The sequence below is a fragment of the Cytobacillus spongiae genome, from assembly GCF_021390075.1.
In genome coordinates, this window is record NZ_CP089997.1 from 849675 (window position 1) to 876616 (window position 26942).

The 26942-nt window shown below is 37.8% G+C and carries 16 protein-coding genes and 1 other annotated feature (1 of these 17 only partly in view); of the genes, 11 read left to right on the top strand and 5 right to left on the bottom strand.

Going from position 1 to position 26942, the window contains the following annotated elements; all coding sequences use genetic code 11:
- Positions 1–6: a binding site (T-box leader), on the bottom strand; it reaches 214 nt to the left of the window's first position.
- Between the two features lie 90 nt (positions 7–96).
- Positions 97–927 carry an aldo/keto reductase gene (locus LS684_RS04535; protein ID WP_233810328.1) on the bottom strand — a complete coding sequence of 277 codons (831 nt, stop codon included), beginning with the start codon at positions 925–927 and terminating at the stop codon, positions 97–99.
- 314 nt (positions 928–1241) lie between these two features.
- On the opposite strand from LS684_RS04535, the gene LS684_RS04540 reads away from it, so the two are divergent.
- Together LS684_RS04540 and LS684_RS04545 are read left to right on the top strand one after the other, a co-directional pair.
- Complete coding sequence (locus LS684_RS04540; RefSeq protein ID WP_233810330.1) at positions 1242–1562, top strand: hypothetical protein; 321 nt, start codon at positions 1242–1244, stop codon at positions 1560–1562.
- 181 nt (positions 1563–1743) lie between these two features.
- The gene (locus LS684_RS04545) at positions 1744–3426 is read left to right on the top strand and encodes a glycoside hydrolase family 13 protein (RefSeq protein ID WP_233810332.1); all 1683 of its coding nucleotides are present in this window, start codon (positions 1744–1746) and stop codon (positions 3424–3426) included.
- A gap of 231 nt (positions 3427–3657) precedes the next feature.
- On the opposite strand, the gene LS684_RS04550 is transcribed toward LS684_RS04545, so the two are convergent.
- Positions 3658–4386, bottom strand: coding sequence for a DUF421 domain-containing protein (locus LS684_RS04550; RefSeq protein ID WP_233810334.1), 729 nt, complete (start codon positions 4384–4386; stop codon positions 3658–3660).
- Positions 4387–4680: 294 nt separating this feature from the next.
- Here LS684_RS04550 and proC point away from each other — a divergent pair, with 294 nt between their 5' ends.
- Complete coding sequence (gene proC / locus LS684_RS04555; protein WP_233810336.1) at positions 4681–5499, top strand: pyrroline-5-carboxylate reductase; 819 nt, start codon at positions 4681–4683, stop codon at positions 5497–5499.
- Positions 5500–5524: 25 nt separating this feature from the next.
- On the opposite strand, the gene LS684_RS04560 is transcribed toward proC, so the two are convergent.
- On the bottom strand, positions 5525–6796 hold the full coding sequence (locus LS684_RS04560) for an ATP-binding protein (RefSeq protein ID WP_233810338.1): 1272 nt from the start codon (positions 6794–6796) through the stop codon (positions 5525–5527).
- A 370-nt stretch (positions 6797–7166) separates the two neighbouring features.
- Here LS684_RS04560 and LS684_RS04565 point away from each other — a divergent pair, with 370 nt between their 5' ends.
- The 7 genes from LS684_RS04565 to LS684_RS04595 all read left to right on the top strand — a co-directional run bounded on the left by LS684_RS04565 (position 7167) and on the right by LS684_RS04595 (position 19373).
- Positions 7167–8786: a GGDEF domain-containing response regulator gene (locus tag LS684_RS04565; protein WP_233810340.1), complete on the top strand. Its 1620-nt coding sequence runs from the start codon at positions 7167–7169 to the stop codon at positions 8784–8786.
- 1 nt (position 8787) lies between these two features.
- Positions 8788–9831, top strand: a complete 1044-nt coding sequence (locus LS684_RS04570) for a HEAT repeat domain-containing protein (RefSeq protein WP_233810342.1) — start codon at positions 8788–8790, stop codon at positions 9829–9831.
- Positions 9831–11243, top strand: a complete 1413-nt coding sequence (locus tag LS684_RS04575) for a glycosyltransferase family 2 protein (RefSeq protein WP_233811542.1) — start codon at positions 9831–9833, stop codon at positions 11241–11243. The genes LS684_RS04570 and LS684_RS04575 overlap by 1 nt, the downstream gene beginning before the upstream one ends.
- A complete protein-coding gene (locus LS684_RS04580) occupies positions 11240–14494 on the top strand; it encodes a hypothetical protein (protein WP_233810344.1) in 3255 nt (1084 codons plus the stop codon). Before LS684_RS04575 ends, LS684_RS04580 begins: the two co-directional genes overlap by 4 nt.
- Positions 14491–14862: a response regulator transcription factor gene (locus LS684_RS04585; RefSeq protein WP_233810346.1), complete on the top strand. Its 372-nt coding sequence runs from the start codon at positions 14491–14493 to the stop codon at positions 14860–14862. Before LS684_RS04580 ends, LS684_RS04585 begins: the two co-directional genes overlap by 4 nt.
- The gene (locus tag LS684_RS04590) at positions 14849–17734 is read left to right on the top strand and encodes an ATP-binding protein (protein WP_233810348.1); all 2886 of its coding nucleotides are present in this window, start codon (positions 14849–14851) and stop codon (positions 17732–17734) included. Before LS684_RS04585 ends, LS684_RS04590 begins: the two co-directional genes overlap by 14 nt.
- Before the next feature lie 736 nt (positions 17735–18470).
- Entirely contained in the window at positions 18471–19373 is a 903-nt protein-coding gene (locus LS684_RS04595; RefSeq protein WP_233810350.1) for an aldo/keto reductase, read from the top strand.
- Positions 19374–19419: 46 nt separating this feature from the next.
- On the opposite strand, the gene LS684_RS04600 is transcribed toward LS684_RS04595, so the two are convergent.
- Positions 19420–22458, bottom strand: a complete 3039-nt coding sequence (locus tag LS684_RS04600) for an efflux RND transporter permease subunit (RefSeq protein WP_233810352.1) — start codon at positions 22456–22458, stop codon at positions 19420–19422.
- A 419-nt stretch (positions 22459–22877) separates the two neighbouring features.
- On the opposite strand from LS684_RS04600, the gene LS684_RS04605 reads away from it, so the two are divergent.
- Positions 22878–24578: a methyl-accepting chemotaxis protein gene (locus tag LS684_RS04605; RefSeq protein ID WP_233810354.1), complete on the top strand. Its 1701-nt coding sequence runs from the start codon at positions 22878–22880 to the stop codon at positions 24576–24578.
- A gap of 106 nt (positions 24579–24684) precedes the next feature.
- Here the strand turns inward: LS684_RS04605 and LS684_RS04610 are convergent, their stop codons facing one another.
- Complete coding sequence (locus LS684_RS04610) at positions 24685–26664, bottom strand: methyl-accepting chemotaxis protein (RefSeq protein WP_233810356.1); 1980 nt, start codon at positions 26662–26664, stop codon at positions 24685–24687.
- Positions 26665–26942: the final 278 nt, after the last annotated feature.

The following is a 26942-nucleotide window of genomic DNA, read 5'->3' on the forward strand; positions in this document are numbered from 1 at the left end:
TTTTTGGTATTAAAGTATTTCTTAGGATTATATTATGAATTGAGAGAAAGGTCAACAAGAAGTTTAGCTGTAATCTTTAAACCTTAGGCAGGTGGCTTAAAAATCAAAGTTATCCGGATCTGGACCAGTGCGCTCATTTTTATTTAATCCGCTGATTTGTTCCATTTCCTCGCTTGAAAGCTCAAAATCAAAAATGCTAGCATTTTCAATAATACGGTGTTCCTTTGTTGACTTTGGAATTGTAACGACTTCATTTTGTAAATCCCAGCGTAAAATAATTTGAGCAGGTGATTTTTGATGCTTTTCAGCAATAGCTGTGATTGTTGAGTCATTTAGAAGCTCACCTTGCTTAAGTGGGGACCATGCTTCTAATTGGATTCCTTCTTTTTTACAGAACTCATGAACTTCTGTTTGAGTTAAATGTGGATGGTATTCAATTTGGTTTACCATCGGTTTAATTTCAGCAATTGAAAGTAAATCTTGTAAGTGGTGAACATGGAAGTTACTCACCCCGATTGCGCGAACGCGGCCATCTTTATAAAGCTTCTCTAGAGCCTTCCATGTGTCTTTGTACTTTCCTTCTACCGGCCAGTGAATCAAATATAAATCTAGGTATTCTAAACCTAGCTTCTCCATGCTTATCTCAAATGCTTGAAGAGTTGAATCATAGCCTTGATCTGCATTCCAAACCTTTGTAGTGATAAACAATTCTTCACGTGGAACGCCTGCATCTTTAATTGCTTGTCCAACGCCCTCTTCATTTTCATATATTGCAGCTGTATCGATGCTCTTATAGCCATTTTTAATAGCAGCTTTTACAGACTCAACGACTTCTTCGCCTTCCTTCACTTTAAATACACCTAAACCAAACCATGGCATTTGAACCCCGTTATGTAGTGTGGTCGTATCCTGAAGATTTTTTGGCATTTTATTTCCTCCTTTGTTAGGTCATTAGCTCTGAAAAAATCATCTAAATGGAGCTGGGTGAATCATACAATTTATTTTCTCATAAAAGTGGAAAAAACATGAACAAATATGCTTGAAAACTTTAAAGAAGTAAAGTGTGGATACGATAAAAGAAATGGGTATTAAACAGTTAAATAAGGCAATGCAAACGGTTCTTTTGAAATGCCTTAATATTGTAAAAAACAAATGAAGAAATCGTGAAAAAATAGTTTGAACACTCCCAAATTTAAATATTCCACCTATAATATGAGGTGAACAAACTGGAGGTGTCGGTAATGAATATTACGACAATTATTGAACTGGAAAACCAAGAAGTAGAACAAATGGCAAATGCCAAGTTTATATTCTCACAAGAACAAATCCATGAAAGTATTATTGAAACATGTGTATCAGGCTTCGAATCAGTAGAAAATGGGGAGATCATTGAATCAGATGATGCCATGCAAAAAGTGTTTGATGTTCTAAGAGAAAAAGGGTTAATTCCATCAACAGTCGAAGATTTCTCTTTTGAAATGCCATCCTGTGAACGGTTCAAGAAAGCTACCCAAACCGAAGAGGATATGCCACAAAAAGTGATTCTATCTTTTTCATACTAAAGCTCCTGTTGGGGCTTTTTTGTTTGGTTCCTTTTCCTAAGTTGTTTTTTATTATGGGAATTGATCCGAATATAAACCTAAGCTGAAAATAATATACTTTCATAGACATTGGATGAAGAAGTCCTTACAATGGGAATGTTAGTGCTTTCATACATACTCGTTTGAAAAAGGAGCGATCAGAATGACGAAGCAATGGTGGAAAGAAGCGGTAGTCTATCAAATATATCCTAGAAGTTTCATGGATGCGAATGGGGATGGAATTGGTGATATTCAAGGAATCATCTCCAAACTAGACTATCTAAAAGAACTAGGAATAGATGTTATCTGGTTATCGCCCGTCTATAAATCACCGAATGATGACAATGGCTATGATATTAGCGACTATCGAGACATCATGGACGAATTCGGTACGATGGCAGACTGGGAACAACTTCTGAAAGAAATGCACGATAGAGGAATCAAACTAATCATGGACCTAGTTGTTAATCATAGCTCGGATGAGCATGCATGGTTTGTGGAGTCGAAAAAGTCGAAGGATAACCCTTTTAGGGATTATTATATTTGGCGAGAAGGTAGAGATGGAGAAGAACCAAATAACTGGGAGTCATTCTTCAGTGGATCTGCTTGGCAAAAAGATGAAACTACAGGGGAATATTACTTACATTTATTCAGTAAAAAACAGCCAGATCTTAATTGGGAAAATCCAAAACTTCGTGAAGAAATATATGACATGATGAAATTTTGGCTTGATAAAGGAATCGATGGCTTCCGAATGGACGTTATTAACTTCATTTCAAAGGTTGAAGGACTTCCAAATGCGGATAATCCAGATGGGCTAACGTATGTTCAAGGTGGAGACTATTTTATGAATGGTCCGAAAATTCATGATTATCTCCATGAAATGAATCAAAAAGTACTGTCCAAATATGATGTGATGACAGTTGGGGAAACACCTGGAGTAGACACAGAGCAAGCCAAGCTTTATACAGACGAAGCTCGTGAAGAACTAAATATGGTATTCCAATTTGAACATGTTGACTTAGATTCGGGTCCTGGAGGAAAATGGGATCTTCGTCCGCTCACGCTAAATGCATTACGGGATAGCTTTACCAAATGGCAAAAGGGATTAGAGCATGCCGGATGGAATAGCCTATATTTAAACAATCACGATCAACCAAGAATGGTGTCAAGATTCGGAAATGATGAGCGGTATCGGGTAGAGTCAGCGAAGCTGCTTGCAACCTTCCTACATACATTAAAGGGGACACCTTATATTTATCAAGGGGAAGAAATCGGGATGACAAATGTAAAGTTTGAATCTATCGATGACTACAAAGATATCGAAACCCTTAATATGTATGATGAAAAAGTGAGAGAAAAGGGTGAAGATCACCAAACGGTAATGGAGTCGATTTATGTTAAGGGGCGCGACAATGCGCGAACTCCTTTTCAATGGGACGATCGTGAACACGCAGGCTTTACCCATGGAGAACCTTGGTTAAAGGTCAACCCTAACTATATTAAGATCAATGCAAAAGAAGCAGTAGCAGACCCTAATTCTGTATTTCACTATTACCGAAAGCTTATCCAGATACGAAAAAAGCATGAAATTTTGGTGTATGGATCATACGATCTCGTGAATCCAAATCACGATCAAATTTATGCTTATAAGCGTGAGTATAACGGAAAAACCTTACTTGTCATTTTGAATTTCTCTTCAGAACGTCCAGTATTTGAGTTACCGGTAGATCTAAATTATACAAAAAAGCAAGTCCTAATAAGCAATTACGAAGGAAAAGAAGAAGACGATTTAAACCAATTAGAATTAAAGCCTTACGAAGCGAGAGTATATTTATTATCCTAATAAAAAGGAGCATTTTCAACAAAGGAAATGCTCCTTTTTAATTGATTAAGAAAGAATAAGAATTATCAGTGGTTGATAAGTGCTTCTACATCCAGCTCCACCGCCTAGCCCCCCCGAGGTCATAAGCCATTCACAATGGAAGGCAATGAACCCTTCTATACTAAACAGTCTTATGCTTCCCTTTAACTGACCTAAGGCGCCCTCTGCTTCTGTTCATCGTTCGCACACTTGTTAGTTATAAATGGGCGGTGCATCAGGCTTATGATGGTCATCCTTTAAAGAAACATATAATTCTTGGTTTGTATTGAGCGAAGCATAAAAGACTTTATCTACATGGGTAATGTGCCTTTTGGCAAGCTCTTGAAGGAGCCATTGTTTTGTAAGGTTCTTCTTCGTTAAAACTTCCTCATAAACATTTCCATCCACAATCAGTGGGATATCAATGCCTTTATCGTTCGGAACGACATTCAATTGTCCAATCCGAGCAGGCTCTTTAGCGGCCACAAGCTTGATAGACAACGTTCCATCTGCTTCAATAATCCCAATTTCCACATCCTCTACATTAAACACATCTTTTCCTCTCAGTAATTGCAATATATTATCAAGAGAAAAGCGGATGTTTTTCATGTTCTCGACAAGAAACTGACCTTTGTAGATGACCACAGTAGGCTCAAATGTAAGCAGCTTACCGAGTTTTCGATTTTTTATTTTGATATACGCAACGATAAATTGTAAGAGAGCAATTGCACATATTGCAATAGAAGTATACCAATGGTTAATCTTAGGCTCTGCTATATCCGCTCCGACAACCGAACCTAATACTAAAATCACGAGAAAATCAAAGACTGGTAGCTCACCAATTGACCTTTTACCCATAAATATCGTTACAAGTAGTAATAAAGGTAAGATCGTATAAATTCGTCCTAGAATTTTTAGCATTTGAATGATATGTTCTTCCATGAAAAAACCACCTTACTAAATATCCTTTGTTTTGTAATCTTTTTCCCATTTCTATCGTCTTATATGTTAGAGGTGAGCACGGATGAAGTATATTAAAATTATGTGGTTAGGTCTTATCTTTATTATGACGGTATTCACTTGTAAAATTCGAAAAAATAATAAGTTAAGAAAACGGAAGTAAACTGTTGGCTGATAAACCAGAAATACTCGAGAGGAATGGAAGCGTCAATATCTTTGTTCTCTCACTCCATGTCACGTATAATAGCGATGACAACAACATAAGGATGTGAGCAAATGAATCAACAGATTGGGTTCATTGGTTGTGGAAAAATGGCTCAAGCCATGATTGCGGGGCTAATTAAATCTAGAGTAGTTGCCCCTTCTCAAATTAAAGCGAGCGCATTTACAACCTCGACGCTTCAAAGAGTGGAGAATACATATAGCATACAGGTTACACAAAGCAATATAGAGGTTGCAAAGTTCTCGAATCTCCTTGTTTTAGCAGTCAAACCAGAACTGCATTCGGCAATTATTGAAGAAATAAAGGGAAGTGTAGCAGATTCGGCAGTCATTATTACAGTTGCGGCAGGAGTCAGCTTAAGTTACTTAGAAAATACATTTGATCGGAACATCAAAGCTGTTCGATCGATGCCAAACACACCTTCACTAGTAGGTGAGGGGATGAGTGCCATCGCAGTGAATAGCTCGGTTACAGAAGCGGATTTAGAGAATGTAGAAATACTGTTCAGGAGCTTCGGGAAGGTTGAGGTAATTGAAGAAGCATTAATGGATTCCATTCCTGCCATTAGTGGTTCTTCCCCAGCATATGTGTACATGTTCATTGAAGCGTTAGCAGATGGAGGGGTAATGCAAGGAATTCCAAGAGCGAAAGCATACAAGCTTGCAGCACAAGCTATTCTTGGAGCAGCTAAGATGGTGCTAGAGACAGACAAGCATCCTGGGGAATTAAAGGACCAAGTTTGTACACCTGGAGGAGCTACGATAAAGGCGGTTGCTGAATTAGAAGAGAAGGGGCTGCGTGCTGCTGTTTTATCAGCGATGAATGCATGTACAGACCGCATAAAAGAGCTTTCTGTTGAAAAAAATTCATAATCATCTTAGAGGAGATAAGTTTCTACTAGATCTCCTCTTTTTCTTTCCGTAACTCTGGAAAAGTAAGAATGAAATGGGTTCCCTTATTCACTTCACTCGATACATCAATTTCTCCGCCTAACCCTTCAACTATACGGTAAACGACCATCATGCCAAGCCCCGTCCCTTTCCTTTCTTTAGTAGAAAAGTATGGTTCTCCAAGTCTAGCTAATTGTTCATGTGTCATTCCAACCCCGGTATCTAAAAGATGAATGGAAAAGCCACTGCTCAAAATTTTTAAGCCAATATAGACCGTTCCTCCATTAGGCATTGCTTCAATAGAATTTTTAAGGAGATTGACTAATGCTTGTCTAAATTTAGGAGCTTCTCCTAACAAGTAAGCTTCCTGTTCAATTTCATGAATCAATTTCACGGAATGGCGATTCGCATAAGGGGTAATGAGAGCAACTACTTTGAGAATTTCTTCATGTATGGGCATTCTTTCAAGTTGTTCTGGGTGAGGCTTCGCAAAAGTCAGGTAGTCATTTATTATCCCTTCTGCGCGGTTAAGCTCTTCTAGTGCTGTATTTAGGTAATAATTTTTCTTTGAATTATTTGTAGGGTCATCTTTTAATAATTGGATGAACCCTTTGGTTACCGTCAAGGGATTGCGCACCTCATGACTAATGCTTGCAGCAAGGTGTGAGACGACTTCCATCTTCTCTGACTTAATAATGGCCCGCTGGAGATGAATGTTTTGAATCATTAGTTCAGTAGTATAGGTAACGATAATCATTCCGATGGTTTGAGACGTTGTAAATACCATTATGAAGTACCAATTTATCGGATAATTAAAAAAGTAAACCGGCATGATAAAGACGAGTAATGAGAATATGAACGTAATGGCTCCGACAATACAAACTTTTCGAGAGGTAGAGGAATGTAAGAAATAATTTGATAACAAACTAGATATAAGGGCAGCTAAAGGAATCACAATCAAGGTAGTATATATTCCGTCGCCTCCAAGTGGAATGCGAAATAAGATCGTAGCAATCATCACAACTGCACTAACCCATGGACCACCATATAGCCCAGCGATTAGTATAGGGATCATTCGAAAATCAAACTTAAACTCGCCTTCGAAGGTATAGGTGAACATCATACAAATAAAAACTTGAATTATAGCAATTACAGCAATTTTCCATTTGGTTATATGGAGGAATATTTGACCGATTCGATTCATTACGAGAGTCTGTAGAAAGAGCATCGACAATAATAAGATTAAAAGGTTAAAGAAAAGCTCTTTAATTTCATTCATTGCTGGACTCCTAGGAATGTTAGGTAATATTACCTAACATTATACAGTAGTTGGAATTTATTTAATAGAATTAATTTTTCAATTATTAAATAGCTTAAAGGAAGTAGGTCAGAATTTGTAAGAGATCCATCCGTTCAAACAAATGAAAACAGATGAAGAAAAGAACAAATGTGTCATCTATATCGCCTCATTTTTTCATAAAATAGTAATAAACCCATGAGCGTAACTTCTTGTAACGGCTTTCTTTTCATACTAAAATAAAAATATAAGATTATTTTTACGATGTTAGAGGTTATAAGTAATGATGGTACCCGCCCATACCCGGTTCAGGCGGGCTTTTATCATTTCTCCCAAATTGAGGTGCAGGATTATGAACTTGGAAAAATATAAACAGTTATTGTTTCAAAAGATGAAAGAACAAATGAAGGTTTGGTTTGAAGATAAACAAGAAGAGACCGTCTCAAATGAGGATGTGTACCGCTTTTTACACTCCATAAAAGGAACGAGTGGGACCTTACATCTTGTTGGGTTGCATCAGCTGTCCGACGAGTTAATGAACCAAATTGAGGAGAAGGATGAGAAAAATTGGTCGATTCTAGAGCTCCGCAACTTCTTGTATGATTTAATCACTCTAAGCTATGAATACGAGCACCTTCATAATATTGATGTACCGTTTACAGATATGAAAAATGAGGATTCCCCTCTCATTCAACTCATAGATGACGATGTGTCAATGTTGATTTTGTTAAAGGATGCTTTAGAAGCAAAGGGCTGGATGGTTATGGCGAATACCGAACCACTGAAGGCCATCGAACAGTACTTTGATATGCATCCTGATTGCTTAATTATTGATGTAAACTTGCCAACGAAAAGTGGTTTTCAATTACTAGAAGACATCCAAAATCATAATAAAAAGCAGTTTATTCCAAAAATGATGATTAGTATTCGTGATGATCGAGAAACAAGACTTAATGCCTACATAAAAGGTGCAGATGATTTTATTGAGAAGCCGATTGATATTGAAGAATTTGTCATTCGAGTGGAGCGACAGCTTGATAGAAAAGCAATATTTGATCAATCCGTATTAATGGATGAACTCACGCAAGTATACAATCGAAGGTTTATGGATGACCTCCTCCAGCGAAATTTAACAGACTTTAATCGAACAAAGACGCCTTTCGCTGTGGCAATATTGGATCTAGATCACTTCAAAAAGGTGAATGATACATATGGCCACTTAGTAGGGGATAAGGTGCTTGCCGAATTCGCTCAATTTTTAAAAAATCATACAAGAAGCTCCGATACAGTATTCCGTTATGGGGGAGAAGAATTTGTTGTATTATTTCCAAGAACTTCTGATGTGGAAGCAAAAGACACGTTGTCTAGATTGTTGGAGAAATTTGCAGAAATTGAGTTTGAAGAGAATCATCAAACATTTTCAGTTACCTTCTCTGGTGGAGTATTTATGGTACAGGAGCCTGAAACTACAAGATCCGCGGCATTAAAGGCAGCAGATCAAGCCCTTTATCAAGCAAAGGAAAACGGCAGAGCACGCATTGAAAGTGCCAATATTATTCCAATAACAGCCCCTATGAAAAGATTAAATGTGTCGATTATTGATGATGATCCAATTATCCGGACGATGCTAGTAAAGATGGTCGAATCCATGGAGTTTGATCGTTATGAGCTTGACGCCAAAACGTTCGAGGATGGTCTAAAGTTTTTTGAATCAGGCAGGACAGATGAGATAGGGGAGCATTTCTTAATACTGGATGGAATCATGCCAGTGATGGACGGGACAGAGGTTCTACAACGATTAAAGCAATCAAAGAATGCAAGTCGATTCCAAATTGTTATGTTAACTGGTAGAAAAAGTGAATATGACATTGCAAGAGCGTTGAAACTAGGAGCAGACGATTATGTGACAAAGCCTTTTAGTATAAAGGAGCTTCAAGCTAGAATACAACGTTTGATTCAGAGGATGTCATAATATGATTAAGAATGAAATTTTCCTTTTAGTCATTAGTGCAGTTGTCATATTAGGGATTCTGTTCATCCTGTTAGGCTATTTAATCATCCGAAAATGGCGGGAAATTCAAACTAGAAAGAAAATCGAAGACTTTAAAGAAAATTTGAGTTTGAAAATTTATTCGTACTTAAGTGAAGGGAGAGTCATAAGGGACTTAGTCCCCGACTCTCTTTTAAAACAAATCGCAATCAGTGAGCTACTTGGGAGATATACAGATCTACTAGAAGGGAAAGAAGAGAAACAGCGAGTCTCCGAATTTGCAGAAAATTACTTAAAAAAATATTATCATCAGCTTCTCTCGAGCAGGCGTTGGAGTAAGCGTATGAACGCTTTATACCATATTGAAGAATTCACAATCACCAGTTTATTAAACGAAGTTCTCCACTTATCTGAAAAAGAAAGATCCTCTAAAGATGAAATTATCCATAGCCTAAGGATTCTAGCTTCTTTTGAATATGAACACCTCTATACAGCCCTAACACAAAAACACAGCCATTTATCTGAGTTTGAGTATCGAAATATATTAATGCGCATTCCTAATCATCTTTATGACCAGTTTATTGAAGGGTTTCATCATTGTCAGACTAGTCTACAATACGCGGTTTTAGATGCGATTGGTTTACAAAAAAAGATGGAGTATTTACCTTTTCTTGAATCGATGTATGCTAACTCTTCAGGAGAAATCAAAATTCGGGCATTAAAATCATTAGCAGCGATTGGTTATGTAAATGAAATAGAAGCCTATATGCCATCTTGCCAAGCACCTCAATGGCAGGAGAGGATGATGGTCGCTAAGTTGTTTGGTGAAACGAAAGAAAAGGTGGCTATCCCTTGTTTAATTCGGCTTCTTCATGATTCTTCTTGGTGGGTAAGGTCACAGGCCGGTCAATCCATTATGCAATTTCCTAATGGAGAGCGTACTCTTCGAGAAGTGTTAGAAACATCTAAGGATCCTTTTGCTAGAGACATGGCATGGGAATGGATCAATAAAGGGGAGGTGTTATGATGTTATTCATCACTTGGACGGATATCGTAAATTCATTTGCCTGGTTCATTGCCATATATATGATTCTTGTCATTGGCTTTTACTCAACCATTTTATTGATTTCGATTGTTCATCTGCGCCGGGAATATCAGCTTGATCGGGAACAATCGTATGAAGAATACATGGATGAAACATTTACAAGACCTGTATCAATTATTGTCCCTGCGTACAATGAGGAAATGGGTATCGTCCAGAGTGTTCGTTCCTTGCTAAGTATTAACTACCCTAGGTATGAAATCGTAGTCGTAAATGACGGTTCGACAGACGGAACGCTAGAGAAAATGATTGAACATTATGATATGCAAGAAATTAAAAAAGTGGTAAGAAAGCAAGTAGATGCGATGCCTATTAAAACCATCTATCAGTCAAAAATACTCCCGGGTCTCTTTTTAATTGATAAGAAGAATGGTGGCAAGGCAGATGCATTAAATGTCGGGTTAAACTTTTCTCATTATCCATATATATGCTCATTAGATGGTGATTCCGTCTTAGAGCGAGATGCCTTTCTAAAGGTGATGAAGCCAATCATAGATTCAAACGAAGAGGTAGTTGCATCAGGTGGAAGTATCCGGATCGCAAATGGATGCGAAATTCAGAATGGAAATATCCTATCTATTGGGTTATCGGACCATCCAATCGTTATTATGCAGGTAATTGAGTATTTACGTGCGTTTCTCATGGGACGAATTGGGCTTAGCAAGCATAATCTTCTCTTAATTGTTTCAGGGGCCTTCGGAGTCTTTTCTAAGTATTGGCTAGTTGAAGCAGGAGGATATAAAACAAACACTGTTGGTGAAGATATGGAGCTTGTTGTCCGAATCCACCGCTTACTCAAAGAAAAAGGAGTGAATAAGCGAATTGTCTATGTTCCTGACCCTGTATGCTGGACAGAAGTGCCTGAAGAGATGAAATACTTAAGAAGACAGAGAAATAGATGGCATCGTGGGTTATTTGAAAGCCTTTGGGAGCATCGTAAATTAACCTTTAATCCTAAATATGGTTCAATCGGTTTCATATCGTTTCCTTATTTTTGGTTGATTGAATTTTTAGGACCAGTTGTTGAACTTTGTGGGTATCTTTTCGTCCTGTTTTCGTTTTTCTTAGGTGGGATTTATATTGAATTTGCTATTCTAATCTTCTTGTTGTCTTGTATGTATGGCTCCTTATTTTCAATGGCAGCGGTGTTACTAGAAGAATGGAGCATGAGGAAATATCCGAAAATCTCACACCTATTGAAGTTATTTCTATACTCTTTAACAGAGACCCTTTGGTATCGACCCTTAACTGTATTATGGCGATGTGAGGGTATTGTTCAAATGATTTTTGGTAAGAGAAGCTGGGGAGAAATGAAACGAAAAGGTGTTTCGCAATGAAAAATAGATTATCGAAAAACCAATTATATATGTTCATATATGTCAGTCTGTTTCTCGGAATCATCTTAAGCCCGTTCTGGCTATGGTTAGTTAAGTCTGAAAAGGAACTAGACGTATTGGTCGTGGATAAAACCGTACCTGATCAATCATACCGTGAGCATAAGGGACTCGTATGGATACTAAATAATGAAAAATATATAAAAAACAATGGTGCTTCTTATTTATTTGAAAAGGACTATGCAGGTTTCCATCCTCAATCAAACAAAGAATACGAAATCAAGCCGATTCCAAACGACTTAGATCCATATGAAGTCATCTATCTAGCAGATCAATATGGTGTATATGAAGAAGAATTCTTTGGAAGTAATTTGTTAGGAAAGAGATCGAAAAGCTTATATGGTGGATTGCTAGAAGAAGAAGCTTCTCAAATTGAACAGACGTTGTTAGGCGGATTAGGAAAGACTCTTATTGCAGAGTTTAATACATTTGCTAGTCCTACCGCAGAAAGTGTAAAGAGTAAAGTCGAAAACCTACTTCATATCAATTGGAATGGATGGATTGGGCGCTATTTCTCTCATCTAGAAAATACGGAGGTTCCTGTATGGGTAAAGGAAAACTATGAAGATGAATGGGATTTTAAAGGTTCTGGGTTTGTGTTTGTTAATAAAGATGATTTTATTGTAGTTTTGGACGAGAAAGAGATAAGGGGTACAGGGGCACTCTTTGAGCTAACAAAGAATGGGCAGCGTTTTTTTGATGAAGATTTATCGGCACATTATTCCTATTGGTTTGATATTGTCAGCGCTCGAAATGAAGATGAGATTCTTGCTACATATACACTATCTGTAACGGACAAAGCAAAAGAGAAATTATCAAACTATGGGATTCCAGTGACGTTTCCAGCAATTGTTCAACAGAAAAATGCGAAATACACTTCCTACTATTTTGCAGGGGATTTTGCAGATGAAGGCGAGGTACCAACGATTTATCAAACCTCAGGATTCACCTATTGGAAGCAGAAGTTCAGCTTAAATGAATCATTTTATTGGAAAGTATATGTTCCAGTGATGAAGAAAATCTTGAAAGAAGGACTCCATGTCCAACAGGAGAATGAAGCTGTTGAAATCACTGATGTAGACGGGACGAAAATTAATAGTCAAACGAGTGAGGAGTATATTCAAGTTCTTAAAAATGGAAAGTGGGAGAACCTCCTTGTTAAAGGTGTTAATATGGGAATAGCAAAGCCAGCACACTTTCCTGGAGAGACAGCTATCACAAAGGAAGAATATTTTAGGTGGTTTCAAGCGATCGGTGATATGAATGCAAACGCTGTACGAGTGTACACTATTCACCCACCAGCTTTTTATGAAGCATTTACTGAATATAATAAGCTGGCGGAAGAACCTTTGTTTTTAATACATGGGGCATGGGTGAATGAGGAAATGCTTGTTGAAAGCCAAGATGCTTTCAATACAGAAGTAACAGATGATTTCAAGCGTGAAATTAGACAGATGATCGATATCGTTCATGGAAACGCGGATATTGCCCCCAATCCTGGCCATGCTTCTGGAAAATATATTCACGATATCTCTCCATATGTTTTAAGCTTTATGATTGGAATTGAGTGGGATCCGGAAGTAGTTATGGCTACAAATGAAAAGCATAAAGGAATGCCCTCGTTTTCTGGTGAGTACTTCCAATCCATAAATAGCTCTCCTTTTGAAAGCTGGCTAGCAAGTATAATGGAATACACAACAGCTTATGAAAGCAAGAACTACCAATGGCAGCATTCCATGAGCTTTACAAACTGGGTAACTACCGATTTACTCGCTCATCCTGCAGAGCCTTCTGTGAAAGAGGATATTGCAACGGTAAACCCTATGAATATTCAAGCGACAAGTCATTTCAAAGGTGGAATGTTCGCTTCCTATCATATATATCCATATTATCCTGATTTTTTGAATTTTGAGGAAAAGTACACTCAATATGTGGATAAGTTTGGTGAAAAGAATAACTATGCAGGTTATTTAAATGATTTAAGAAAAGAGCATGATATGCCTATAATAGTTGCCGAATTCGGAGTCCCTGCTTCAAGAGGGTTAACACATAAAAACGTATATGATATGGATCAAGGATTTCACTCAGAGGAAGAACAGGGAGAAATTAATGCCAAACTGTTTCGCTCCATTGTTTCAGAAAGGTATGCTGGCGGACTTGTGTTCACATGGCAAGATGAGTGGTTTAAACGAACATGGAATACAATGGATTATGATAACCCTGACCGAAGACCATTTTGGACAAATCTTCAAACAAATGAACAACATTTTGGTTTGCTAAGCTTTGAGCCTGGATTAAATGAAGGGACTATTTTTGTAGATGGGCGAACAGCGGACTGGAATAAACAAAGGGTTCAAGCCTTGGATGTATCATCTGAAGACGGTAAAATCAATAAAGTCTTTTTTACATCAGATGAAGGGTATCTTTATAGTCGAATTGATTTTAACGAGCCTATTAATCGCGAGGAGCTAACCACCTATCTATTAGTAGATACAATACAGGACCAAGGTCAAACGAAAATTCCTTTAGGAGATCATCAAACGGTACAAACCGATTTTGGAGTTGATTTTGTAGCAGAAATTGGCAAGGATGAGCATTCAAGATTGTGGATTGATAGCTACTATGACACATTCTATTTTCATTATGGCGACCAATTGCAAATGATTCCAAGGATTCCTTATGCAAGTCAAAAGGACAATGGCGTTTTTCATCCCATTCGATTGGCTTTAAACAAAGAGCTAACGATCCCATCAACAAATGAAACGATTCCATTCCAATCGTATGAAACAGGAAAATTTCTGTTTGGGAATGCCAATCCAAACGATAAAGAGTATGATTCATTAGCCGATATTCATATTAGTACAGATAAGCAAACGATTGAAATACGGATTCCTTGGATGCTGCTAAATGTGAAGGATCCAAGTCAAAAAGAAGTAATGGGGGATATTTGGAAGGAAGGATTAAGTGCTTCGCATGTAGTAGAAGGTTTTCGCGTTGCCGTGGTTGCGGCTGGTACTGAAGGTGTTATAGGGAGCCTGCCAGCTCTAACAGATAATCATATAAAAAAAATAGATACGAAGCTATATTCTTGGGACATGTGGGAAACTCCGCGCTATCACGAGCGGTTGAAAAAATCCTATTACATGATGAAAGAAATATTTGCTTCTGAAGCATTGAAGGGGGAAGAAGGATGAATAGAATCCTAATTGCAGAAGATGAAGAAATTCTACGGATGCTTATTGTTGATACATTGGAGGAAGAAGAGTATATCGTAGATGAAGCAGAGGATGGGGAAGAAGCATTAAAGTTAATAGAAGAAAATGATTATGACTTGCTTATTTTGGATTATATGATGCCGGGCTTAACAGGGCTAGAGGTCATCCAAAAGCTGAGAGGTGAGGAGTATCAATCGAATGTTAAAATCTTAATGCTCTCAGCGAAAAGTCAAAAGCATGAAATTGATCGTGTACTGGAAGCGGGAGCCGATTTTTTTATGGAAAAACCATTTAGTCCCTTTCAATTAATTGAGCGAGTTGAGGAGATTCTCCATGAGCAAGCTTAACCTATATTTCAAAAAGGGCTTGTCAAGGCGGTTCATTGCCTTGATGGGCTTCTTTATCATATTCTTTATTCTAGGCACTGCTGCAATCTTTCTTACAATGGAGCAAATTAATCGTACGTATTATAAAGAAAGAGCCGAGCTTGTAAACCGTGAGGAAATAATTAGAGAGATTAATGACAGATATAATACCGTTTTTTCAGATATTAGAGGATATATCGCATTTGATAATCCAGATCTTCGAGATAATGCGTTAGAACAGCAGCCAAAAATAAGGAAGCTAATATCAGACTTTAATAAACTTGTTATAACGGATGGAGATAAAGCATATGGAGAAGAACTACTAGAGTTCACCAATTATTACTTTATTGAACAGCTTCCAGTCGCTCTCGAATTAATGGATTCTGGTAAAAAGAGTGAAATATCGAATATTGCCAATTCGGGAACGACTGCGAACATCATCAATTTTCAAGAAAATTCACGGCAATATTTAATCGGAATCAACGATCAGTTGGATGAGAAAGTCCTACAACTGACACAGAAACAACGCTGGATTCAATTAGGATTGATAGTATTTATTTTTACCATCTTAATCGTGCTATTTCGCATGATACGTCTAATGCTTATTCAAATTGGGCAACCTCTTGCTGAGTTTGCCTATGCGGCAAATGAAATTGCTAAAGGAAATGAAGCGGTCATTAAGGTAGACAGTGAGCGTGAAGATGAACTTGGGGCACTAGCGGTTGCTTTTAAACAAATGATTGCTAGTATTCAAGAAAAGGAGCAAGACCTTCTCGCTCACAACGAAGAATTACAAGCTCAGCAAGAAGAACTTGAAGAAGCTTTAGAAATATTAAGAAGAAATGAAGAAGAATTAGGAAGAAGAAATACGCTAATCAATAAAATTTCAACATCCTTAGATAAAAAAGAAGTACTAGAAAGTATTGTCATCAATATGAGTGGCTTAATTAACGCAGATAGAGGGATGATTACGTTAATCCATGAAGATGCCTATGCAGCTTTCGGCGTATCTACTGTTGGGGTAGACCAGTATCGCAAATATATTGACAATGGAATCAATGAACGATTACTAAAGGAGAAAAAACCATTTTCAATTAAACGAGAGATCGATGTAAGTGAAAAAGGTTTCCACGAAGAAAGAGGCTATTGCTACGATATATTTATCCCAGTTCTGTCATCGGCTAATGAAGTGATGGCGACGATGGTTTATAGTCGTTTTGGTGATCCGTTTTTAGAAAGATATTCAGATGAATATGTATCGTTAGCCAAACAAGTGGGAATGTCGCTTGATAAGATTAATATCTATGAAAGATCGGATAAAAACCGCCGTTTAAACCAGGATATATTAAATTCGGTCAATGAAGGGATTCAATTAATCGACTCTGAAGGAACAATCGTACAGGTAAACAATCAGCTTTGCCAAATGTTTGAATGCAAAGAAAACCTAGGCCATTTAGAAGGATTGACATGGACCAAATGGACAAGCTTTATGAAAGACTTTATTGAAGATGAACAAGGGTTCGATGAATTTGTGACTAAGGCGAAGAATATGCTCGATCTATCCGGTGAGTATGCATTCACCTATAAGAAGAAAGCGGAAAATACCGTCGTAAAAGTATACTGCACAGCATTGTTCCAAGGTATTGAACGAGTAGGTACCATTTTCGTGCACCGTGATATCACTAAAGAATTTGAAGTAGATCAAATGAAGTCAGAGTTTGTCAGCACGGTAAGCCATGAACTAAGAACACCATTAGCTAGTATCCTTGGCTTCACAGAGTTGATTCTAAATCGGGAACTGAAACCAGAAAAGCAAAAGAAATATCTGACGACTATTTATGGTGAAGCGAAAAGGCTAACCGCCTTAATTAACGACTTTTTAGACCTTCAACGAATGGAAGCTGGGAAGCAAACATATGAGAAAAAATTTATCCAACTAGGTCCAATTATTGAAAAAGTGATGGATGCCCAACAAGTGAATACGACGAATCATGAACTAGTTTTTGAAAATCAAATCGAAAACGAATCGATACTTGGAGATAGCGCAAAGCTAGAACAAGTGTTTACGAATCTAATCAATAATGCAATCAAGTATTCTCCAGATGGCGGGAAGGTTGCTATTCAAACGTACATCGAAAATGAAAACGTCAAAATTGATGTGACAGATGAGGGGCTAGGCATTCCGCCAGATGCGATGGAAAAGCTGTTTAATAAATTCTATCGAGTAGATAATTCTGACCGCAGACGAATTGGCGGGACAGGGCTCGGTCTTGCAATCGTCCAAGAAATTGTAAAGTCACATGGAGGCGAGATTTCTGTAGTGTCTCAGTATGGCATAGGCAGTACGTTTACCGTTACTTTACCAAAGATTGGCGTGACATCATCAAAGCTCATTTCAGCTAATGGTTCTGATTCACAGGATAAGTATTTAATCCTATTGGTGGAGGATGACCAAAGCTTAGCAGAATTAATACAACAAGAGCTTGAAGACAGCGGTTTTCGAGTGTGCCATACCAAATCAGGAAAAGAAACCATTCAGTTTCTTGAAAATGACGTTCCAGATGCAATTGTATTGGACATTATGTTAGACGAGCAGGAAATTGATGGATGGGATATTATGACTCGTATGAAAAAGGAAGAGAAGTACAAAAATATCCCCATCATTATTTCTTCCGCACTAGATGAAAAAGAAAAAGGGTATGCACTAGGTGCCAAAGAGTACTTTATCAAACCATACAAACCAAGCAAACTCTCAAAAACGATTATGCAAACACTGTTGAAAATTGGGAAAATGGGGCAGATCCTGATACCTGAAGATGCAAATAGTGAGGGCGTGGAAGAAGACAAGGAATAGGTAGTATTGTTGTCGAGTGAAAGAGTCTTGCAGGTTTTTGACAGGAGAAGAGGAAAAACGCTAGAGTAGTCTGAATCCAGGAAAAGTTAGGACTACTAATGGATAAAATTCCACCGAAGAGCCCGAAAACACCAACCACATTCTACGTCAAAGAAGAAAGCAAAGCACTCGCTAGAAACTCCCATCCAGTCATCATCTGGATGGGGGTTTTATCTTATTAGGCTTCAAAATGGAGTCCCCTTCTTTCTAACTAATATTTGTCATTTTCACACACTGCTTTTTCTAATGGGAGCGGATGAGTATTGATATCAGTTGGATAGAATTTTCCTTGGAGAATCCTTCCATTGAGATAGGGATTGTAATAGATAATTGGTGCCTGCCTATTTTAACGTGACATTCCGATACCGAGATTTGGCAAATGGAGACTGATAGTCTACTGGGCGCCATAGCCACCACCTAACTGATGTTCCACCCTTGCAAATAGATTGTGTAACAAGTGAAAATTTGTATAATAATATCAGCTGACTTTTCAATCAAAAGATTGGTATTTCTTTTCACTAGTACAACTTTTATTCCTTAGTAGGTAAACGCTTTCATCCATTCGTATCATAATGACTACAAACTTCCTAACATTTGCATGCAATACAATAATTATTTTGGGAAAGTAATCTTGCTTGCAATTTATAAAATTTTCCTATAAATTTCATAGTGAATCTATCGAAAAAAGGTGATAAATATGCAGAAGGTGAAATTAACTGATGAATTATCCTTTTCACCCATTGTCCATGGACTATGGCGTTTAGCGGATTGGAATATGAATAGCGAAGAAACGCTAAAGCTGATTGAAGCGTGTCTTGAGCTAGGGATTACGACGTTTGATCATGCGGATATTTACGGAAACTATTCCTGTGAAGGTCTATTTGGAGAAGCTCTTCAATTAAACCCTAGGTTGCGTGAAAAGATGGAAATTGTTACAAAATGTGGTATTAAGCTCTTGTCCGATAAGCATCCAGAGCATAAAGTAAAGCACTATGATACGAGTCAAGCACATATTCTAAAAAGTGTTGAAAATTCGTTAAGCCGCTTAAAGACGGATTATATTGATGTTCTACTTATTCATAGACCAGACCCATTTATGAACCCTGAAGAAGTGGCAGAAGCATTTACTAGGTTAAAAACAGAAGGAAAGGTGAAACACTTCGGTGTTTCAAACTTTACACCTTCCCAATTTAGAATGCTTAGCAGCTATCTGGATTTCCCACTTGTTACGAATCAAGTGGAGATTTCAGTTAGCCACTTACATGCATTTGAAGATGGAACGATTGAACAATGCTTAGAAAACCGAGTAGCGCCTATGGCTTGGTCCCCGTTAGCGGGAGGTCAAATCTTCCAAGCGCATGATGAAAAATCGCTTCGTTTGAGAAAGACTTTAGAGGAAGTTGGAAAGGAATTAGGAGGGATAGAGCTTGATCAAGTGATGTATGCTTGGCTGCTAAACCACCCGGCCCGTATGATTCCAATTGCAGGATCAGGCAATTACAATAGAATTAAAGCTGCTGTAGAAGCAACAAAAATTCAAATGACTAGACAGCAATGGTTTAAAATTTGGATTGCTTCAACAGGTACAGATGTTGCTTAATCCATAAAAAAGGGAAACGGACTATACAAAGTCCGTTTCCCCTTTTTTATATGGCTATCTCTCTATTTTTTTCTTGTTGTTGCTTTAATCTTTGTTTTTTAGCCTTTTTAAAATGAAGAAGTTCGTATATGCATGGGATGACTATTAGCGTTAGTAATGTTGCCACCGCTAACCCACCGATTACAACAACTGCTAAGCTTTGCGAAACAAGGCTCCCCGCTTCTGCCTGTTTGAATAATAGAGGGAGCATTGCGCAAATCGTTGCCACTGCTGTCATAATGATTGGGCGCATTCTTGTAGCTGATGCTTCAACAATGGCATCCCGAATGATCATTTTTTCTTCATTTTGCTTAACGCGGTCTAATAGAACAATCGCATTTGTTACAACAATACCAATTAACATTAATGCTCCAAGTAGTGCCGTTAGGTCGACTGGAATTCCGCTAACCACTAAACCGAGAACGGCTCCAATTGCAGCAAGAGGTAGTGAGAACAGGATTGCAATTGGGGCTCTGATCGTTTTAAATGTGATGACCATAATTAGGAAAACAAGCCCTACAGAGATGAGCATCGTCATAAATAAATCTGTAAATTCTTCCGCTTGCTGTGTACTTGCTCCACCAACGAATACTTCAACATTTTCAGGGAATTTTAACCCTTTTTCTTCTTTCTGATCCCCAAAAATCTGTACGTTGATTTCTTTTGCCACTTCCGATAATTTTTGTGGGTCGACTGCTGCTGTCACTTGAACATACGTTTCCCCATCTTTATGAAATTGGTTAGTTGGCTTTTCATCTTTATTTAATGATGCAATGGTTGATACAGGGACCATGCCTGCTTCAGTCATTATTGGTATATCTTTAATATCTTTAGGGGAATCCACATCTAGTAACGGCTCAAGATAAACAATTGTATCCTTATCGTTCAGGTTAACGGTTCCAATTGGAGTTCTGTTCAACATTACACCTATTTGTTGAGCAACTTGCTCAGTATTTCCTTTCGTTGGATCAACCGTTAAGGAGTAAACCGTTTTGGTTTCTTCTTGGTTCGTTGTGACCTCTTCAATGCCATCGATGTTCTGGATTCCTTCCTTAATTGAATTTGCGCTATCCACTAAATCGTTCAATTGATCTCCAATTACATCGATTGTAATATTCGTGCTGGAGCTCCCCATCATAAAGGAACCAGATGCTACAGTATATTCAGCTCCCGAATAGTTTTCTTGTTCACTTTCAAGCTTGTTCATAACGTTGTCGGTGTCTTTTTTATCCTTTAATAAAATCGTAACATGGGCCTCGGTAGGAGAACCGACCTGACCGAATTGAGCACCCTCTGCCGAATTTCCTAACTGAACAGCCACAAATTCGGATTCCTTCAGTTCTAAAGCGGTCTTTTCTAACTCTAGGGCTTTTTCTTTTACTAGTTCAATCGGTGTATTGTTCGGATAACTTAAGGTTACCCCTACATAGTCAGCTGATGAGTTGTCAACTGCTCCCTTAGGCATCATAAAATACGTTCCAATAGAACCGACGAATAAGAAGGAGGCAATAGATAACACAATCCACTTATGGTTTAACGACCAAGTAACTAATTTTGTGAAACGAACAGCCGGCTTATGCTCAGGAAGCTTGGTTTTCTTAAGTAGACTTCCGCTCATTATCGGTACAACCGTAATGGCAACGACTAAAGAGGCAAGAAGGGAGTAAGTAACGGTTAAAGCAAATGGTAATAGAAACTCTTGTAATCCACTACCCACTAATCCGATTGGTAAAAACACAGCTACTGTTGTAAGCGTCGAAGCTGTAATTGCCTTCCCAACCTCTTTAGTTGCTTCAATCACCATAGCAATAGAGAATTTTTCCTTTTGCATTTTTCGGAAGATATTCTCGATTACTACAATACTATCATCGACCAAACGACCAACAGCAACCGCTACACCACCAAGGGTAAGGATATTTAATGTAACTCCTGATAAAGAAAGCAGGAATAGAGTGAAGCATAGAGAGAGCGGTATTGATACAATTGTAATAAAGGTGGATCTTATATTACGTAAGAAAATCATAATTACAATCGTTGCGAATATTGCACCTAGCAAAACCTCTTTCACCATTGCATGAACAGAGGTTTCTACCATGTCTGCTGAGGATAAGAAAACCGTTAATTCAACGTTGTCGTATTTTTCATTGATTTCTTTTGTTACTTTTTCAATTTCCTTACTAACCGTTACGGCATTTGAATTGCCATCTTTCGAGATGGAGAGCTGTAAGCTTTCTTTCCCATTAAAATTAGTAATGTTATTTACAGGCTTTGTTTCTTCGATTGAGGCAATGTCAGCCAAAGTTACATTAGGTGCAATGATGAGGCCTTTCACTTTATCTAAACTTGTAAGATCTCCTTTGACCTTAATGTTACTAGTTTCACCATCAATGACTTGTTCGCCTAGAGCTAATGCGGTATTTTGTCCTTGAAGAATCCCCATTACACTTTGAAGTGATATCTGCTTTTCAGCCATTTTATCATTGTCTATTTGGATAGATACATAGGATGCTTCTGTACCATAGAATTGTATATTTGATACTCCTTTAATGTCTTTGTATAATGGTTCGATTTTATTTTCGGCGAATTCTAAGTTTTCTGAAGTAATCCCATCATTGAACGTAACGCCGATGTTGGAAATTGGAATCATGGAAGTATTAAGCTGAACAATAGAAGGCTTTGATACATTTTGAGGAAGAGCAATGTTGTTAATGGCTTCTTGCACTTCTTGTTTCGCTTGTTTCATGTCTGTTCCGGCTTCAAAGAAAAGATCCACCTTTGAGAAACCATCACCTGTTGTTGAGTAAATTGTATTTTTTCCTTTCACTCCAGAAACACTTCGCTCAATAGGAGTGGTTACCTCCGTTTCCATCGTGCTTGCATCTGTTCCTTGGCCCATCACAACTACTGTCACCTGCGGGTTATCAGCAGAAGGAAGGAATTCCATTGGTAGGGTAAAATAGCTGATTACACCTATTACTAACACTAGCACTGACATTAAAGAAACAGCTGCTTTATTCCCAAAAGACCATTTGGTAATCCAGTTCATCAAAATTTCTCCTCTCTAAGCTAAAATGACATATAAAATGAGTCCAAAACGAATCATACCATTTATGTACATTTTTGGAAATGGAATTAACAATATTTTTGCCAAATCTATACAGGGATTAAAATAGGTCATTTTATCCTAATTAATAAATATTTGGTAATTACACCACTATATAATATTACATGCTAGTGATTATTGCAAGGTAGTGAACATAAAATTACAATGTATGTACATAGATGAATAATGACAGTAAGATAAAGGAAAATGATAAATTTAATAGGTAAAGAGGTGAGTGTAGGTGAACCGACCCTCCATTTGTTACATATTTATGTCGTTTTTCCTAAGTCTATTGCTCTATGAAATAGCAAAAAATAGAATTAGTTTGGGGATGTTACTATGTAAGGAATGGAGGAATTGAATTGTTAAGAAACGCTAAGCTAGGTGTGAAAATAAATCTATTAATGATTATCGTACTAATCATTACGAGCCTCATAATTGCACTTAGTGTTAACAAGAAGATTGAATCTGAAATCAAATATGTGGCAATTGATAAGGCCAAATCAGATTTAGAGCTTAGCTACGGGTATATTGATTCCAAATATATTGGAGAATGGAAGCTAGAGGATGGTGTTCTATACAAAGGCAAAACCAAGATTAACGACAATTTTGAAATTGTTGATTCAATAGCTGAAATAACCGGTGGGACAGTTACTATTTTTGCAAACGATACTCGCGTGTCAACGAATGTGAAAAAAGACGGAAAGCGAGCTGTTGGTACACAGGCTTCTGAAGAAGTCATTTCTCAAGTCTTATCAAAGGGAGAGAACTTCTATGGGGAAGCAGATGTGGCAGGTCATTTATATCAGGCTGCTTATATGCCAATCAAAGACACAAGCGGGAAAAATATTGGAATGTGGTATGTCGGAGCATCACAGAAATTTATTGATGAGACGATTGCATCTACTACGGCTAGCATCATCTTCATATTGCTCTTATCAATAATTGGAGCATCAGTCATTGTATATCTATTTGTGAAAACGATTACAAAGCCAATCCTTTATTCTGTTCGTTTAGGTGAGAAGGTGGCAGAAGGAGATTTCACACATAAGGTACCTGAAAAGATGTTGTTGCGAAAAGATGAGATTGGGCAGCTTGCATATGTATTTGAAAAGATTACATTAAAAATGAATTCTACAGTAGCTGTTGTTATGGAAGGAGCAAATAAGGTTTCTGCCACTTCACAAGAGCTATCCTCGAGTTCTGAACAAACCGACCATACATCTGAGCAAATAGCCACATCTATTCATGAAGTAGCAAATGGTGCAACAAAGCAATCCGAAAGTGTAAAAATCATCTTAGATATGGTGGAAGACACAAACCGACTAGTTAGTAATGGTGATCAGACTTTAAGGCATACAATTGAGCTATCAAGTGCTTCTACAGAAGTGGCTCAAGAAGGAAAAAATGCAATGAATGAATTGGTCAATCAATTAAGTACAGTTGAACAAACAGTGGCGATTGCTGCCGAATCAATCAACCGTCTTGGAAATCAATCTCAAGAAATCAGCTCCATCATTACAGTTATTTCGAATATCTCTGATCAAACAAATCTATTGGCGCTAAATGCTGCAATTGAAGCAGCACGAGCTGGGGAACATGGCAAAGGCTTCGCTGTTGTAGCGGATGAAGTACGAAAGCTTGCAGAAGAATCCTCTAGGTCAGCAAAGCAAATTACAGAGCTTATAGAAGGAATTCAAAATGAAACTCAAATTACAATCAAAGCAATGGACCAAAAAGTAGCAGCCCTTGAAAACCAAAATAAGATTATCGAGCGAAAGAAATTGGTGTTGGAGCAGATAGTGGATACTGTGTTGAAAACACAATACCACACATCTGAAATGAAATTGATCTTTGACAAAATCAAAGATAATACATCACATGTACTTGAATCAATTCAAGATGCTTCAGCTATTATTGAACAATCTGCTGCATCTGCGGAAGAGGTAGCCGCCGCATCAGAGGAGCAATCAGCAACAGTAGCTGAATTAGCAAAGAATGCAGCTGAACTAGCTAGCATAGCCAAAATCCTAAACGAAGAGATGAACACTTTCAAAATCTAATTTTATTCCATACAGTGAATTAAGGGGTGCGAACTAGTTAGAAAGTTCGCACCCTATTACTATACAAACAAAATATGCCCTCGCCCAATGGGCAAAGGCATATGGATTAGATAGTAAATTTCTTCACTTCATGTAGCATCGAGTTAGCGGATTGCTGCATGTCATCAGCCATGTGGTTAAGCTGCTCCATTGAGGAGGTTTGTTCTTCGATGGATGCGGATATCTCTTCAGTCCCTGCTGCTGTTTCCTGACTAATAGAGGTTATTTGCTCCATATTTTGTAGCATGCCTTCCTGCTGAGAGGCAATGTCATGAATGGAAGCAACAATTCCTTCAATAAGTGAATTGTTTTTACCAATTGCGTCGTGAATGACATGGAAGGCGCTTTCCGTTTCATTGACTGCCTTCGTCTGTTCAAGAATGGCTTTATTGGCTTGCTCCATCATTTTGACAGAATCGCCTGTTTCAGCTTGCATTTTTCCGATGATTCGACTGATTTCCTCTAGGGCATCTTCCGTTTGATGAGCTAGCTTTTTCACTTCGTCTGCAACAACTGCGAAGCCTTTACCGTGCTCGGAAGCTCTAGCAGCTTCGATAGCTGCATTTAATGCGAGTAGGTTCGTTTGGCCGGCAATATCAGAAATAACTTGAACAATACTACTAATTTCTGCTGAACGATCATTTAGCTTACTTACCACTTTTACCATGTCGTCATTTAATTGAAGAGAGCGATCCGATTGCTGTTCAAGGTGAGATACATGTGCTAATCCAGACTGTGATACGTCTGTCATTTGTTTCGATTCCTTCAATATCTTTAAGCTTTCCGTTTCAATCAAGTCTATCTTTTCAGCAAAGAATTGGAACGATCTTGTGTTTTGCTCGATTAGCTCAGATTGTTCACCTACACCAGATGCAATTTGTCCCATGGTGATAGCTACTTCATTGGCTGCGGCTGTATTTTCCTCTGAACTTGTTGCAAGAGTATGGGCGCTTTCACTTACCCTCATTGATGTATTTTGAACTTGTTGAATTAAGCTCTTCATGACAATAACCATTTTTAGGAAACTGTCAGCTACTTGGCCAATTTCATCTATCCGTTTGTTGGAAAGAGAAATCGTCAGGTTCCCATTCTCCATCTCCTGCATTGCTGATCGGAGCTCTTTTAATGGCCTTACTGTTCTTTTGACATAGAGATATGTAATGAGGGTAGCGATTAAGGAGACAATAATAAGTGATACGACAATAGGAAAGATTAGGACTTTACTTTTATTGATAAACTCTTCCTTTGGAACAGTTCCAACTACATTCCATCCCATTTTTTCGTTTGTAGTAAACACCATAATTTTTTCTACTTTATTATATGTATAATGTACGGTTCCTTTTTTTCCCTGCTTCTTCATTTCTTTGTAGAAATTTTCTTTTGAAATATCTTTCCCAACCATTTTAGGGTCTGCATGTGTGAGGATTTTCCCGCTATTATCAAAAATAGAAGTTATTCCTGTATCCCCGATTTTTCCATCCTTTACAAGCTCAAAGAATTGATCTACATCGACATCAATTCCGACGACGCCAATTAACTGTCCGTTTGCTCTAACTGCCTTTAGGGCACTAATAACAGTCTTACCTGTAGCAGCATCTGTATAAGGCTCCTGCCATACGATTTGACCTTCAGCATTTACAGCTTTACTAAACCACTCTTTTTTTGTAGGATCGTAATCTTCAGGCAACCCTGATTTCGGATAAAGGACAAAATCCTTGTTGGTAGTAGCTAAATAGCTGTTCAGTAAAGCTTCATTTGAATGATGGTATTTAGAGAATAGAGTCTCTATTTCGAGACTTCCATCTTCCTTTTTATATTGAAGTACTTCTGTTTGATTGGCTAGTAGGTTAATCGTTTTCTCAAGGTCCTCAGTAAAGAGGTTTAACATATCGTCAATCCTTGAGACGATTTCTCTACTATTCTGAGTAGATTGCTCAACTGTAAGATCAACACTACGGTTATATGTGAAAAAGGCAATCGTAGAGCCGGCTAATAGTAGGATGCTTAAAAATAATGTCAATAATTGTGCTAGCAAGCTTTTTTTCATATGCTGTCCTGTTCCTCTCTGATTTTTATTAGTGTTCTGCTTCGTAGTGATAGCAACTTTAGTCGGTATAATAGCTCCGAAAATTCCTTCGAGTGTGATGGGTAGGAATTCATTATTCTTAATATGGCTGCAGCTTCTTCTTGAAGTAGTTCTAAATCATTACACCTATGAATTCTTTTCCTGTATTTCTCAAACAATGTAATAACCACCCATATTTAGTATATATTCACGAAAGTACACGACTTTTAGCATATGACATTAACACTATATAAACAATG

What these genes read in the sequence shown, in the direction of transcription:
- LS684_RS04535 (WP_233810328.1), bottom strand. Translation starts at nt 927, where the DNA reads ATGCCAAAAAATCTTCAGGATACGACCACACTACATAACGGGGTTCAA.
- LS684_RS04540 (WP_233810330.1), top strand. Translation starts at nt 1,242, where the DNA reads ATGAATATTACGACAATTATTGAACTGGAAAACCAAGAAGTAGAACAA.
- LS684_RS04545 (WP_233810332.1), top strand. Translation starts at nt 1,744, where the DNA reads ATGACGAAGCAATGGTGGAAAGAAGCGGTAGTCTATCAAATATATCCT.
- LS684_RS04550 (WP_233810334.1), bottom strand. Translation starts at nt 4,386, where the DNA reads ATGGAAGAACATATCATTCAAATGCTAAAAATTCTAGGACGAATTTAT.
- proC (WP_233810336.1), top strand. Translation starts at nt 4,681, where the DNA reads ATGAATCAACAGATTGGGTTCATTGGTTGTGGAAAAATGGCTCAAGCC.
- LS684_RS04560 (WP_233810338.1), bottom strand. Translation starts at nt 6,796, where the DNA reads ATGAATGAAATTAAAGAGCTTTTCTTTAACCTTTTAATCTTATTATTG.
- LS684_RS04565 (WP_233810340.1), top strand. Translation starts at nt 7,167, where the DNA reads ATGAACTTGGAAAAATATAAACAGTTATTGTTTCAAAAGATGAAAGAA.
- LS684_RS04570 (WP_233810342.1), top strand. Translation starts at nt 8,788, where the DNA reads ATGATTAAGAATGAAATTTTCCTTTTAGTCATTAGTGCAGTTGTCATA.
- LS684_RS04575 (WP_233811542.1), top strand. Translation starts at nt 9,831, where the DNA reads ATGTTATTCATCACTTGGACGGATATCGTAAATTCATTTGCCTGGTTC.
- LS684_RS04580 (WP_233810344.1), top strand. Translation starts at nt 11,240, where the DNA reads ATGAAAAATAGATTATCGAAAAACCAATTATATATGTTCATATATGTC.
- LS684_RS04585 (WP_233810346.1), top strand. Translation starts at nt 14,491, where the DNA reads ATGAATAGAATCCTAATTGCAGAAGATGAAGAAATTCTACGGATGCTT.
- LS684_RS04590 (WP_233810348.1), top strand. Translation starts at nt 14,849, where the DNA reads ATGAGCAAGCTTAACCTATATTTCAAAAAGGGCTTGTCAAGGCGGTTC.
- LS684_RS04595 (WP_233810350.1), top strand. Translation starts at nt 18,471, where the DNA reads ATGCAGAAGGTGAAATTAACTGATGAATTATCCTTTTCACCCATTGTC.
- LS684_RS04600 (WP_233810352.1), bottom strand. Translation starts at nt 22,458, where the DNA reads ATGAACTGGATTACCAAATGGTCTTTTGGGAATAAAGCAGCTGTTTCT.
- LS684_RS04610 (WP_233810356.1), bottom strand. Translation starts at nt 26,664, where the DNA reads ATGAAAAAAAGCTTGCTAGCACAATTATTGACATTATTTTTAAGCATC.